Origin of the sequence: Hyphobacterium marinum (assembly GCF_036330325.1) — a bacterium.
GTDB lineage: Bacteria > Pseudomonadota > Alphaproteobacteria > Caulobacterales > Maricaulaceae > Hyphobacterium > Hyphobacterium marinum.
Genome location: NZ_JAZDRO010000001.1, coordinates 673785 through 687487 on the forward strand (window position 1 = coordinate 673785; position 13703 = coordinate 687487).

8 protein-coding genes are annotated in these 13703 nt (G+C 65.4%); 5 read left to right on the forward strand and 3 right to left on the reverse strand.

The window, feature by feature from the left end:
• Entirely contained in the window at window positions 1-1632 is a 1632-nt protein-coding gene (aceB, locus tag V0U35_RS03315) for a malate synthase A (protein WP_330195229.1), read from the forward strand.
• Window positions 1633-1707: 75 nt separating this feature from the next.
• Here aceB and V0U35_RS03320 read toward each other — a convergent pair whose 3' ends face one another.
• Entirely contained in the window at window positions 1708-2226 is a 519-nt protein-coding gene (locus tag V0U35_RS03320; protein ID WP_330195230.1) for a hypothetical protein, read from the reverse strand.
• A gap of 227 nt (window positions 2227-2453) precedes the next feature.
• Between V0U35_RS03320 and V0U35_RS03325 the strand changes: the two genes are divergently transcribed.
• The 3 genes from V0U35_RS03325 (at window position 2454) to V0U35_RS03335 (ending at window position 5814) form a co-directional block, all read left to right on the forward strand.
• Window positions 2454-3806, forward strand: coding sequence for a spinster family MFS transporter (locus V0U35_RS03325; RefSeq protein WP_330195231.1), 1353 nt, complete (start codon window positions 2454-2456; stop codon window positions 3804-3806).
• Window positions 3807-3819: 13 nt separating this feature from the next.
• The gene (locus V0U35_RS03330; protein ID WP_330195232.1) at window positions 3820-4683 is read left to right on the forward strand and encodes an alpha/beta fold hydrolase; all 864 of its coding nucleotides are present in this window, start codon (window positions 3820-3822) and stop codon (window positions 4681-4683) included.
• 165 nt (window positions 4684-4848) lie between these two features.
• The gene (locus tag V0U35_RS03335; protein WP_330195233.1) at window positions 4849-5814 is read left to right on the forward strand and encodes a hypothetical protein; all 966 of its coding nucleotides are present in this window, start codon (window positions 4849-4851) and stop codon (window positions 5812-5814) included.
• A 120-nt stretch (window positions 5815-5934) separates the two neighbouring features.
• On the opposite strand, the gene pbpC is transcribed toward V0U35_RS03335, so the two are convergent.
• Both pbpC and V0U35_RS03345 read right to left on the reverse strand, forming a co-directional pair.
• Window positions 5935-7983: a penicillin-binding protein 1C gene (pbpC, locus tag V0U35_RS03340; RefSeq protein WP_330195234.1), complete on the reverse strand. Its 2049-nt coding sequence runs from the start codon at window positions 7981-7983 to the stop codon at window positions 5935-5937.
• A 9-nt stretch (window positions 7984-7992) separates the two neighbouring features.
• Window positions 7993-12879: an alpha-2-macroglobulin family protein gene (locus V0U35_RS03345; protein ID WP_330195235.1), complete on the reverse strand. Its 4887-nt coding sequence runs from the start codon at window positions 12877-12879 to the stop codon at window positions 7993-7995.
• 140 nt (window positions 12880-13019) lie between these two features.
• Here V0U35_RS03345 and V0U35_RS03350 point away from each other — a divergent pair, with 140 nt between their 5' ends.
• On the forward strand, window positions 13020-13703 hold the full coding sequence (locus tag V0U35_RS03350) for an SDR family NAD(P)-dependent oxidoreductase (RefSeq protein ID WP_330195236.1): 684 nt from the start codon (window positions 13020-13022) through the stop codon (window positions 13701-13703).

Below are 13703 nucleotides of genomic sequence, written 5' to 3' on the forward strand. Positions count from 1 at the left end.
ATGACCCATATTTCTCCCAATGGCGTCGAGTTGTGCGGCGCGCTCGAGCCGGGCTACCGGGCGATCCTTGCCCCGCACGCCCTGGCTTTTCTCACCGGCCTGCATCGCCGCTTTGAGCCGCGCCGCCAGGACCTTCTAAAGGCCCGCGCGGAACGGCAAGAGCGTCTTGATGCTGGTGAAATGCCGGACTTCCCGAAGGACACCGCCGACATTCGCGCGTCTGAATGGACGGTGCGTTCAGCGCCGGCTGATCTGAAAGACCGGCGCGTGGAGATCACAGGACCGGTCGACCGGAAAATGGTGGTCAATGCCCTCAATTCCGGCGCGCGCTGTTTCATGGCCGATTTCGAGGATGCGACCTCGCCGAGCTGGACCAATGTCATCGACGGCCAGATCAATCTGCGCGACGCGATCCGCCGCCTCATTGATTTTACCGACGAGAAATCCGGCAAGCGCTATCGCGTGTCGTCGGACGCCGCGACGCTGATCGTGCGGCCGCGCGGCTGGCATCTCGACGAGAAGCACATGCGGGTTAACGGTACGGCCATCTCGGCCTCGCTGTTCGATTTCGGCCTCTATCTCTATCACAATTATGATGCGCTCCGGACGCGCGGGACGGGACCCTATTTCTACCTGCCGAAGCTGGAATCCCGGTTCGAAGCCCGCCTCTGGGCGCTGGTCTTCCAGCACGCCGAGGAGACGCTGGGCCTCGAACGCGGAACCATCCGGGCGACGGTCCTGATCGAGACGCTGCCGGCCGTCTTCGAGCTCGACGAGATTCTCTACGAACTGCGCGACTATTGCGTCGGCCTCAATTGCGGGCGCTGGGACTATATCTTCAGCTATATCAAGCGGCTGCAGGCCCATTCCGACCGCATCCTGCCCGACCGGTCGCAGGTGACGATGACCGTGCCGTTCATGCGCGCCTATTCAAAGCGCGTGATCGGTGTGTGCCACCGGCGCGGCGCGCATGCGATGGGCGGCATGTCGGCCTTCATTCCGGTCTCCGGTGACGAGGCCGCCAACCAAGCGGCCTTCGACCAGGTCCGCGCTGACAAGACGCGCGAAGCCACGGATGGTCATGATGGCACCTGGGTGGCCCACCCCGGAATGGTGGCGCTCGCCCGCGAAGTCTTCGACGAGCACATGCCCGGCCCGAACCAGATCGACAAGCGGCTGGCCGTTACCGGATCGGCGGAACAGCTGATCGCGGTGCCGGAGGGCACGATCACCGAGGCTGGCGCGCGCGCCAATGCCGATGTCGCGATCCGCTATGTAGCGGGTTGGCTCGCCGGGCGCGGTGCGGCTCCGATCAACAATTTGATGGAGGATGCCGCGACGGCCGAGATTGCGCGGGCGCAACTCTGGCAATGGCGCAAGCATGGCGCAAAAACCGATACCGGCATCGCTCTCGACGCGGAATGGATCGGCACGGCGATCGACGAGGCCGAGCAGGCCATCCTCTCCGATGATGGCTATCGCCTGTCGGGTCCGGCAGAGGTCAAACGCGCTGCCAGCCTGGTGCGTGACCTGGTGCTCGCCGATGACTTCGCCGAATTCCTGACCCTGCCGGGATATGACGCGATGACCGAAGGCCTGCAGGTCTCGATGCGTCTGACAGAATTCGACTAGTTCGCTCCAGCGACGGACCGGGAGCGGGAAGGGCAGGACGGGCATTCATGCTAATCCTGCCCTTCCAATTCTGCTTCAGTCTTCCCGGCTCAGTCGCATGCCGCTTGCGGCCGCCCCAGCCAGAACAGTTGCTGACAGCATCGCCGCGAGTGCAAACCAGTAACCGGCCTGTTCCTGAACCCGGATCTGGCGGGCAATCCCCTCCGACATGCCGTAGGAATCCGCCGTGTCGCTTTCGCGGGCCTGACGGACCATTTCGTCTTCAAGCGTGCTGATTCCGTAAAAGCTGGATGCCAATGCCAGCCCTGCTGCAGCGGCCATGACGGCATTCTTCCGCCGCGAGGTCATGACAAATCCCGCGACAAGGCCTGCGGCCAGCAGGATGGCTGCCGCGAGGACTGGCAGAACGGGTGACATGGTCTCGCGTTCCGGCTCGCCGGTATTGATGTCGGCGACTGTGATCTGACCAATGGCGAGATCGAGCCCGGAAGCACGGGCAAAGGTCTCTCCCGAACAGGAAAAAGTGACCCACGGCAAAAGGAATGCGAGTAGAGCGGCGACCTTGGCCGTCTTGGCCAGATTTCCAATCGACATTGGCTAACCCCCTTCTGATGTACTCCTCCGATCCTGCCAATCTGCCGCATTTGCCGTGGGATGTCAGCTTGACGGTCGATTTGTTAGGCCGCGCCGGACTCGACTGACGCTCTCGTAGTTGACCACAATCTGCTTGACCGGCCTCCGGCTGCCCGTGAGGGTGGCAATTGGAAACGGCAAGGGCGGCGACAGATTGCCTGGCCGGAGAGACCGGGGAGGGTCCGTCCATGGAAGATGCCGCGCCAAAGCCGGTCAGCAATTTCTATCGCAATTACGTCGTCGGCGGTCTCTTCGTCATCTACACGTTCAATTTCATTGACCGTCAGATCGTTGCGGTCATGCAGGAACCGATCAAGGCCGAGTTCGGCCTTGCCGACTGGCAGCTCGGTCTTCTGTCCGGCTGGGCCTTTGCTTTCCTTTACGCCATTCTGGGCTTGCCGATCGCCTATCTGGCGGACCGGTCCAATCGCGTCACGATCATCTCGATCTCGCTGGCGGTTTGGAGCGGGTTCACGGCACTCTTCGGCCTGGCCAATTCCTATCTGGCACTGTTCCTGATGCGGGTTGGCGTCGGGATTGGCGAGGCCGGGTGTTCGCCGCCCGCGCACTCACTGATTTCCGATTATGTGCCGCCGCGAAAACGGGCCGGGGCGCTGTCTGTCTATTCACTCGGCATTCCGGTGGGGTCGGTGCTGGGTATTCTCGGCGGCGCTGTCGGATATCGCTGGGTAGCGAATTACTATGCCGAGTTCGGGGCACCGGGCTGGCTCGCCGCAATCGGAGCGGACGAAGCCTGGCGCGTGCCCTTCCTGCTCGTCGGCATTCCCGGGATCATTCTGGCGGTCATTGTCAAACTGACCATCAAGGAACCGCCACGCGGTCCGTTCGACGGAGCTGAAAAGCAGGCGATGCCGTCCGTCGGCAAAGTCTTCGGGACGCTCCTGAAGAAGCCCACCTTCTGGCTCGTGGCGTTCGGGGCAGCGATCGCCTCGCTGGTCGGTTACGGCCTCTTCCCCTGGATCCTCAGCTATTTTGTCCGCCTCTATGCTGGCGAGATGCCCTTGCAGGACGCTGTGGCGGCCGCGGCCATTCCTTATTCCTTTGTCATCGGCGGAGGCGGCTTTATCGGTACGCTGGCGGGTGGCTGGCTGACCGACAGGTTCTCAGGGCAAAGGCTCAGCGCCTACCTGGTGATACCCGGAACGGCGCTGCTGATCTCGCTACCCATCTATTTCGTGTCGATGAGCATTTCTCCCGGGACGATGGCCTTTGTTCTCCTGGGAATTGCGAGTGCGCTCGGTGCGATGTGGTACGGACCGGTCTGGGCCGTAACCCAGAACCTGGTGCCGCCAGGCATGCGCGCCATGGCCCCGGCCATTCTGCTCTTCATCATAAACATTATCGGGCTGGGGATCGGCCCGTTCGCGGTCGGCGCGCTCAGTGACTATTTCACCGCCGAGTACGGCGGCGGTGCATTGCGAATCGCCATATTGGCGATTGCCGCACTGATCGTTCCGGCAGCGGCGCTCTTCCTGATGGGCGCGCGGTCGATCCGCCATGACTGGGAAGCCACCGCGTAGGACGCCGCCATTCATGTCATATCGTGACGCCTTTCATCAGGCCGCCGATGGCCTGCGCCTCGAATACCGTGACTATGTTCCTGCAGCGGCCTCCGGAAAACTGCCGGTCCTGTGCCTGCACGGGTTGACCCGGAATTTGCGCGATTTCGATGATCTCGCGCCTATGATCGCCGGAACCGGTCGGCGCGTGATCACAGTCTCGCAACGCGGCCGCGGCCGGTCTGATCACGATCCCGACCCGTCGCACTACACGCCGGCGCATTATGTCGGCGACATGTTCGGCCTGCTTGATGCGCTTCAGATCCCCGAGGCGGTGTTTATCGGCACATCAATGGGCGGGCTGATGACGATGATCGCCGCGGCGATGGCTCCGGGCCGTGTGGCCGCGGCGGTGCTCAACGACATTGGTCCTGAACTGGACAATGAGGGCCTCGACCGCATCAAGCAGTATGCCGGCCGGTCTGGGCATCATGACAGCTGGGCCGACGCTACCGTCTATGTCCGGACCGTCAATGAACACGCCTTCCCGCTGGAAACGTCTGAAAGCTTCTGGCTTGACTTTGCCCGGCGGACCCATGCGGAAGGTCCGAATGGCGAGATCGTCGCCCTGTGTGATCCGGCCGTCGGCGAGGTCACCCGCGACGCGAGCGCGGCCATGCCGGACCTCTGGCCCTTCTTCGATGCGCTGAAACCGGTGCCGACGCTCCTGATTCGTGGCGGAATCAGTGACTTGCTGTCCAAACAGACTGTTGCAGAAATGCTCCGTCACAATCCGGATATGACGGTTTGCGAGGTGAGTCAGGTCGGCCATGCACCCTTCATGACCGAAACCGAGGCCTGGGGCGCACTGGCCGCGTTTCTCGAGTCTGCCCGTTAGCAAAGTCGAATCCGGCACCGTCCCGAATAACTGTTCGCGCCTTGAGCGTGCCGGAAAAAATCAACTCGCCTGCCGGGCGAATTCGTTAATTTTACCTTAACTCCCCGATAATCCCGCGCTACACTCACTCAGATGATCGATTAATTCATGGGGGGAGTTATCACCATGCTACGCCGTCAATATCTCATGGGGGTTGCTGCGCTTCTGGTTCTGCCGGCTGCGACCGCTGCCGCTGATCAGGAGACCTGGTTCCCGTCGGAACCGCCGGGGCATGCCGCTCCGGGTGAGTGCTATGCGCGCGTCCGCGTCGAGCCGCAGTACGAACCGTTCACCGAGACCGTCGTCACCGGTGACAGCTATGAAAGCTACGATGTCCGTCCGCCGGTCCTCGACCAGACGGTCCGCGAATACATGAGCCGCGAAGCGGGCATGCGCTACATCGTGCACGAGCCGGTCTATGAGACGGTTGTCGAGCAGATCCAGGTCCGTCCGGCCTATGTCGAATATGTCGTCGAGCCTGCGGTGCACGACCAGGTGACCGAGCAGGTCATGGTCCGTGAGCCCCGCCTCGTCTGGCAACGCGGCCGCGTGCCGGGTGCCCAGATGACCCGCTATGACCCGGAAACGGGCGAAGTGTGGTGTCTGATCGAAGAGCCGGGTGAATACCGCACGATCACGCGCAACGTCGTGGTCAGCCCGGCGCGGATTTCGGAAATCGAAGTCCCGGCCGAGTACGCGCAAATTTCGCGCGAAGTTCTCGTGCAGGAAGCGCGGGTCGAGGAAATTCCGATCCCCGCCGAGTACGATTCCTACACCCAGGTCGTCCTGACCCAGCCGTCGCGCGTGGAAAGCCACGTCGTCGAGGGCCGCACCGAGACGATCACGCGCTACCGCCTGGTCGCGTCCGAGCGCTACGAGTGGCGCGTGATGGACTGCGACGAGATCGAACTGCCGTCCTATGACGCGCCGGCGGTCCGCCAGGGCAATGCGCCGATGACCTATGAGCGCCAGAACGATACCGAGTACACCACCCCGGACTGGACGGGTGGAACGCCGGTGTCTTCGGTCGCCACGAGCCGTATCACCGCTCCGGCGGAGATCCGCGCCTCGAATGTCGCCTACCGCAACTAGCGCGCGGCTGACATTTCCTAATCGCCGGATGCTGCTGCATTCGGCCTGACGGCGAGAAAGCCGCCCGGGATCGATCACCGGGCGGCTTTTTCGTGGTTGGACCGGAGCGATGACCGGAGGTCAGGCCGGCGGCATTCTCACGCGGACCGTCGCGTGCGACGTGCGGCCCTCTCGGTCGACGGCCGTCAGCGTGTAGAAGCCGGGTGCCCGGGGGGCCCAGACGGTATCGCCGGCCCCATTGCGCGACAGCGCCACACCGTCAGCGAACCAGCGCACGGAGGTCTCGGCGCGGGCGGACAGGACGAAATCCCGGTCCGGCCCCTCTGACCAGATCTCACCCGCATCGGGCGGGAAAAGAATGTCGGGCGGTTGCGCACCCGGATTGAAGCGGACCAGCGGAGCCGGAGCGGCACCTGTGCGCGGCGTGTCATCGGTTCCCCAGGCCCGCCGGCGTCGCGGGTCTATCGGCGCGGCGCGGTCGAAAATGTCGAAGAGCAGGGGCAGGGCGGCGCTTCGCCCGGTCTCGCCCGGTCTCGGTTGACCGTCGGCGCGCCCGACCCAGACAACAACGGTCAGGCCACCGGACACGCCCGCCGCCCAGGCATCGCGGAATCCGTAGGACGTTCCGGTCTTGAAGGCGATCTGCGGGGCTCCGCGCGTCAGACTGGCCGGCATGCGCCCGCCCGGATGGGGCGCATCACGCAGGACCTGGAGAATATCGCCAGCCGACTGGGCGCTCATGATCCGTCCGTCCGGTGCCTCTGCAAGAGGGGCGCTTTCCAGCCAGCGAAGAGGCCGCGCCTCGCCGCCATCGCCGAGCGCGGCGTAGAGTGTCGCGACTTCGCGCACCGTGAGGCCAACACCGCCCAAGGCGATGGCAAGACCGGCCTCGTCCTCCCCGCCTACCGGGACGCGCGCTTCGGCACCGGCAAACCGCAACGCCGAGGCGAAGCGGCGCGCGCCAACTGAATCGAGGGCATAGACGGCCGGGACATTCAGCGAGTGCTGCAAGGCTGCGGCTATGGTGACATCACCATTGAAGGCGCGGTCGAAATTTTCCGGGCGATAGGACGCGAACCGGCGTGGGGCATCGGCGATTACGGTGTCCGGCGTGGCGACGCCGTCGTCGAAGGCAAGGCCGTAGATGAAAGGTTTGAGGGTCGAGCCGGGCGAACGGGGCCGGTCGGTCAGGTCGATCCAGCCCCCCCCGCGCTGGCGCGAGGCCGAACCGATGGCGGCCCGCACCGCTCTGGTATCGGTTTCCACGACGAGGACGGCAATCTGGACGTCCTCACCGGCCTCGGCGGCGCGTTCGCGGACATAGGCTTCCAGTTCGGTCTGCAGGCTGTAGTCAAGCGTCGTGCGGATTTCGGCTTCACCGTCCGCCCGGCGCACAGCTTCGTCTGCGGCATGCCAGGCGAGTGCGGGGAAGGCAGACCGCTCCGGGATGGGGGCGTCTGCGGCTTCCACCGCCCGGTCCGGAGCGATCAATCCGGCGCTCGCCATCCGGTCCAGCACACGGCGGCGCGAGAGATGGGCATGATCGGGGCGCAGGTCCGGCCGGCGGACTTCGGGCGATTGGGGCAGGGCGACAAGAAGTGCGATCTGGTCCGGCGTCAGCCGGTCGGGTTCGCGCCCGAACCAGGCCCAGGACGCGGCCCGGACGCCTTCGATATTGCCGCCATAAGGCGCGAGCGTGAGGTAGAGTTCGAGAATCTCGTCTTTCGACAGCCGGGCTTCGAGTTGAAGTGCACGCCAGGCCTCGATGATTTTCGAGCCGAGATTACGCGGACGCGGTTCCAGAAGCCGGGCGGTCTGCATGGTCAGGGTCGACGCCCCGGAAACAATTCGCCCGGAGGCCAGCGACGTCGTAGCGGCGCGGATCACGGCGAGCGGATCCACCCCGGTATGGGCGTAAAAGCGCTGGTCCTCCATCGCGATCAGCGTCTCGATGAAGGCTGGATCGACACGGGAGGTCTCGACCGGCAAGCGCCACCGTCCGTCCTCCACCGGAAAGGCCCTGAGCGCCTGCCCGCCGGAATCGGTGACGATGACCGAGCGGGCAATCTCGATGGGCGGCGGGAACAGCCGGTCGAGCACGATCAGCCCGGCTCCCGCCGCCACTAGGGCGGCGAGCGTCAGGCGGACCCAGACCGGCAGGCGCATCATGGTCTCCGGTCAGGACCGGGGACGGATGGTGACCGATCCGGCGGCGCTGCGCGCGCTGACGTCAGGCCGGTACATGTCCTCGGCGACCGCGCCTGGCAGAGCGAAAGTCCCGGGCGTGACGGCCCGCACGACATAGGCGAGCCGCACCGGTTCCTGGTTATAGATGTCAATGGCGGCGACGAAACGGTCGTCCCGGGCTTCGGCCACGTTCGGGACGTCGAGTTCGCCGAGCCAGGCATAGATGCCATCCGGCCCGCCTTCCTCCGGTCCCAGCACGGCTTCGATCTCGAAGCCGGCGGGCAGAAGGTCGGCGATAATCATCGGTGCCCGGCGGACTTCACGGCCCGTCAGCGTGATCGCGACGACGACCCGGTCGCCCTGCGTCACGGCGGTCAGGTCGGCTGGCCGGCCATCGGTGCGGAAGAAGGACTTGGTGACGCTGGCTCCGTCCGCTGCCGGCGGCGGCGCATTGACCGGCGAACCGCGTGCGACCCGGGTCAGCCAGAGCCTTGTATCGGAGGCATTGGTAAAGCTGGCTCCTTCGGCCAGATCCCCGCCATCCATCTCGAAACTGCGACCGGCGACCAAAGGCGAGGCTGCGCCATCGAGCGTGACCTCGACCGTGTCGGTCTCCCCGGCGAGCGCCCGGGCGGCGAGGAGAAGGAAGGCCTTCTCTTGCGTCGTCAGGCGGTCGGGTTCAGGCAGTTCCTCAGCCACGCGTTCGGCAAGGCGTTCGACCAGCGCATCCTCTCCGGCTTCCGCGGCAAGGGCGAGGACACCCGCCATGTCACGGCGGGCTGTCTGATAATAGTCGCCGCGATTGTTGTAGCCCAGCACCGCCTCGGCCTGCTCGAACGCACTGCTGGCCCGGGCCCGGTCGCCGATGAGGGCCAGGGCCGCGCCAACATGGGCGCGCGCAAGCGGGCTTTCAAAACCGGCCATCTGCTGGTCATGCATGTAGCGCAGCTGGGACGCGTCGACCCGCCCGGCGCGAGCCAGCACATACATCGCATAGGCCGAGCTGCGTTCGTTCAGACGCTCCTGCGTATCGCGTTGCCACGGCGCACGGCGGATATTGGTGTCATAGCCACCCGCCCGCCACATCTCCTGCCGGGCAACATGAACCAGCACCTCATAAGCGCGTTCCAGCGCGGCTTCCGGCACGGCATAGCCCTGCTCGGCGGCCCGTGCGAGGAAGTCGGTGGCATAGACGCCGAGCCAGGGATCGGCCCGCCGGTCGCCCATCCGCCACTGTCCGAAGGACCCGTCGAGGCTTTGCCGGTTCAGCAGAGTTTCCACCGCCATGGCAATCCGTGCGCGGGTTTCCGCATCGCTTTCCAGACCCGCGAGAGCCGCCATCTGGTCGGCATAGAGCAGCGGCATGGCCCGGCTGGTCTGCTGTTCGGTGCACCCATAGGGGTAGCGCGAGAGCGATTCATAGAGCGCCGCGGCATCCATCGGAATGGCCGAGAAGGTCAGCTGGACCGCCCCGGACCCGTCAATGAACCCGTCGAGCAGGTTCGGGTCCGGCGTAAAGGCCGCACCGGGTTCGAGTGTCCGGCGCTCGATCCGGCTGACCGGCAGGTAGGGTGAGCGCACCTGGATCGGATAGCTGTGCGAGACCGCAAACCCGTCCGGGCCTTCCACATCGATTTCAATTCCGGAAATGCTTTCCGCGCTGGCCGTCAGGCGAACCGCGCGATCGGCCCGTTCACCGGAGGCGAGATCGACCGAGAATGCGCCTTCAGGCGCGTTCAGCGTGCCTTCGGTTGTGACATCAACGGAATAGCTGCCGCCCCCGCCCTCTACATTGTCGAGCGTCGCGGTCGCGAAGGCCGTGTCGCCCGGTGCGAGAAAGCGCGGCAGGATGAGCTCTGCCGGGACCTCGTCGCGGACCGTCATCGGTTCAGCCGCAGCGCCCAGTGCCGTTTCCGACCAGGCGACTGCCATCAAGCGCAATTCGCCATTGAAGTCGGGAATGTCGAGGGGGATGACCGCGCGTCCATTGGCGTCAAACCGGACCGGGCCGGACCAGAGCGCGACGGTGCGCGTCGGTACGACCGACAGGCCGGCACCGCCAATGGAGTCACCGCCGGAACGAACCGGCGCGGCAGCACCCTGGTTAGGGTCGAGCAGGCGTCCGTAATCGTCATAAAGGTCGACGTCGAGCCGCTTCTGACCAAAGAAATAGTCTGCCGGATCAGGCGACTGGAAATTCGTCAGCAGCAAGATGCCCTCATCGACCGCCGCCAGCGTCAGATACGCGTCGCGGGCCGGACCGTCGCTGGTCACGGTGATGTCGACAGGGCCTCTGGGCCGGGCGATCTCGGGCGCGCCGAGCGTCAGGCCCAGCGTGCGGGCGTCCATGTCGACACTGATATAGCTGACCCCCACGGCGCGGCGCGGGCGCGGCTGGGCGACCGGGTCACGTGGCGTGTAAACGCTGACCATGACATAGGCCCCGGGACCCCAGTCCTCGGTGACGGGCAGGCTGACGCGCGCGCCGCCTTCGGGAATCGAGAGCGTGCGGGTTTCCAGTACGCGGTCGGTTGCGACCACGAGTTCGGCCTGACCCGCGTAAGGAGCGAGGATTGTGATCTGCGCCGTGTCGCCGGCCGCCGGAGCGGTGTCCGGCGTGGTGATGCGGACCCGGTCGGGCGCTTCCACGCCGTCTTCAGGCTGCGAGCCCCAGCCGACCCAGAAACCATGACTGGCCGAGGCATTGCCGTTCTGGTCCTCGAGGACCAGCTGATAATCACCCCAGTCGAGCCGCGGGGTTTCCAGAACCGCGCCCTCTTCAGGAACGCGCAGAATGCCGTCCTCGATGGTCACCACCTGGCGCGACCGGCGCCAGCGCCACGGACCGTCGCCATCGCGATACCAGTCATAGCGGTAGTCGATCCGCAACAAACGCCAGGACACGGCGGCACTCGCCGCGTCACCGGAGGCGTCCACGGCGGCAATGTCAAAGCTGGCCGTCTCGTCGCGCTCGGCCCGGCCTTCGGTCTGGGACCTTATGCCGAGATAAAGCGGGTTCGGGCGGTAGGGGATGCGGACATCGTCGCTGACCGGGCGGCCACCCGGTTCCAGCGCGCTGATCACCGCGCGGATGCGTAAGGGTTCGCTGGCATCGCTGCCCCGGTTTTCCGGGTCGATGACGACGACGGCATTGCCTGCACCGTCAGCCACCGTGTCGGGCAGGTCGAAGGCGATGTCGGTGAAGCTCTCGTCGTGGCGGCCGAAGCTGTAGCCTTCATAGCCGTCGAAGGGCGAGGGATCGACCTGGACACGCGCTTCGCCAGTGACCGGCAGACCGGCACCGGGTGCGCCATAGAGGAAGCGCACCGAGGCTTCGACATTGCGGGTCTCGCCGCCGCGAATGGCGGTCTCGTCGTCAGCCTCGAGATCCAGCGCGATGCGCTGGGGCACGAAATCCTCGACCGAGAAACGCTCGCGGCCGATGACGCCAACACCATCAAGCTCGACTTCAATCCGCCAGATGCCGCGCGCCGCGGCGGTTGAGATCGCGAAGTCATGGGCGACGGACCCGGCCTGCGGCGCGTTGTCGAAACGCGCGCGCTGGGCCTCAATCCCGTTGGGGCCATAAAGGACCAGCGTGCCGGAGCGATCCGTGATCGCGTTCGCCGCGCCGTCGCGGATCAGCGTGTTCGCGTGAACGGTCTCGCCGGGACGGTAGATGCCCCGGTCAAGGTATACATAGGCGTCGGCAAAACGCGGCGCGTCGCGCCCGGCAATATCATGGTCGGTCAGGTCGAGTGGCGAGCGGTCAAGGTCGAGCACGGCGAAGTCGCCATCCTCGCCATAGGCGAGCAGGAGGCGCGGGCGTGCCGCCTCCTCGCCTTGCGTGATCGGCCCGTGAAAGCCGGCATGGCCATCGCCGTCGGTGACTTCGCTGGCCAGGACTTCATTGCTGCGCGCGATCAGGTTGATGCGGACATCAGACTCGGCCTGTGCGGTCTGGATCGAGCGGGCCGTGACGTCGATGCCGGTCGCGCCGACATAGCTGGTCAGGGCGAGATCGGTGATCACGAACCAGCGCTGGGCGCGAGCGGGCTGGCGGCCGGAATCCTCGTCGACAGCATGGTCGGACACTTCGACGAAATAGGCCCCGGCGCGCAGCGTGCCGATGGTCTCGGCGAGCGGGAAAACGGTGACGGAGGGGGCGTTGGCCGGGCCGGGCGTGTCCATCTCGCCTTCCCAGACCGTGACGGCGACCCCGTCGGGGTCTTCCTCGCCATAAAGCCAGTCATATTCGCCCTCACCGGCGGTGAAGCCCTGGCTGATCGAGCGGAAAGCGAGCGCGCGGTCGGTGATGCGGCGTATGCGGATATCGACCGTGTCGACATTGACCGTCTCGATGGGGATGCCGTCGGCTTCGACGCGCGGCAGGATCACACCGGTGCCGGAAAAGCCGACATAGGCGGGACGGTCGCCGAATTCGAAGGGCGCGTCGACATTGGCCGGAAGCGTGCGTCCGTCGGCGGCCGGGAAGCCTTCCAGAAGGGTGATCGCGGGGGCGTCGCCAAAATCAAACCCGCCGATGCAGAGCGACTGGCCCGAGACCGACATCGAGACCGGCATGTCCGGCTCGATGCGGACGTACGGATCGTAATCGGTGTCCGGGTCGAGGGCCTGGGAGAAGACCAGGCAGACGCTGGGCGCGGCGGCGGTGACATCGATGCGGTAACGCACATATTCGAAACGGTCGGGGACTTCCGGTTCTGCGCGGGCCGCATCGGCACTGCGCGACGAGAGCGCGATGCCGCCGTCGCCTCCTGCAGCCTGTTCTCCGCCACCCCCCGAATTGTCGCAGCCAGCAAGGATGACGGACGCGAACAGGGCCATGGCCCCCGCGAAGATGTGGAAACGGCGCATATCGATTTCTCCCCGGTCAGTGGCTCATCATCCCACGTCCGCAAGGAAATTTCACGGTGGTATTTTGAAAAATCCAAGGCCTTGCGAAGGCAGGGAGGGCGGCCCTAGGTTCCAACAACAGAAAAAAAGGAGCGTCCTCGATGCAAGGCAGGGTCGTCGCGATAACCGGTGGGTTTGGAGTTCTGGGCCGTGCCATTGGCACCATGGCCGCCGCGCGCGGTGCGAAGGTCGCGCTGATCGACCGGGCCGAAGCCCCGCGTGGTCTGCCGGACGATGTTCTGGGGCTCGGCAGCGTGGACCTGACCGATTACGCCAGCGCGCAAGGCGCGATGAAGGCCGTCGCGGACCATTTCGGCGGGCTTGACGCGCTCTGCAATATCGCGGGCGGGTTCCGCTGGGAGACGCTGGCTGACGGTGAGCTCGACAGCTGGGATTTTCTCTATCAGATCAATGTGAAGACGGCGGTGACAGCGTCGAAAGCTGCCCTGAAGCTGCTGGAAAACAGCAAGGCGGGGCGTATCGTCAATGTCGGCGCGGCAGGCGCGGTCAAAGCCGGCATGGGCATGGGAGCTTATGCCGCCTCCAAAGCCGGGGTGATGCGCCTGACCGAAGCGCTGGCCGAGGAAACCAAGTCCGGCCCTGTTACGGTCAATGCGGTCCTGCCCTCGATCATCGACACGCCGCAGAACCGGGCCGACATGCCCGATACCGATCCGAAGACCTGGGTCGCGCCAGACGATCTCGCCGAAGTCGTGCTCTTCCTCGCGTCGGAAGCCTCGCGCGCGATGACTGGCGCGCTGGTGCCGGTGACGGGAAAGGTTTGA

What these genes read in the sequence shown, in the direction of transcription:
- pbpC (WP_330195234.1), bottom strand. Translation starts at nt 7,983, where the DNA reads ATGATGCGCCTGCCGGTCTGGGTCCGCCTGACGCTCGCCGCCCTAGTG.
- aceB (WP_330195229.1), top strand. Translation starts at nt 1, where the DNA reads ATGACCCATATTTCTCCCAATGGCGTCGAGTTGTGCGGCGCGCTCGAG.
- V0U35_RS03330 (WP_330195232.1), top strand. Translation starts at nt 3,820, where the DNA reads ATGTCATATCGTGACGCCTTTCATCAGGCCGCCGATGGCCTGCGCCTC.
- V0U35_RS03325 (WP_330195231.1), top strand. Translation starts at nt 2,454, where the DNA reads ATGGAAGATGCCGCGCCAAAGCCGGTCAGCAATTTCTATCGCAATTAC.
- V0U35_RS03335 (WP_330195233.1), top strand. Translation starts at nt 4,849, where the DNA reads ATGCTACGCCGTCAATATCTCATGGGGGTTGCTGCGCTTCTGGTTCTG.
- V0U35_RS03320 (WP_330195230.1), bottom strand. Translation starts at nt 2,226, where the DNA reads ATGTCGATTGGAAATCTGGCCAAGACGGCCAAGGTCGCCGCTCTACTC.
- V0U35_RS03345 (WP_330195235.1), bottom strand. Translation starts at nt 12,879, where the DNA reads ATGCGCCGTTTCCACATCTTCGCGGGGGCCATGGCCCTGTTCGCGTCC.
- V0U35_RS03350 (WP_330195236.1), top strand. Translation starts at nt 13,020, where the DNA reads ATGCAAGGCAGGGTCGTCGCGATAACCGGTGGGTTTGGAGTTCTGGGC.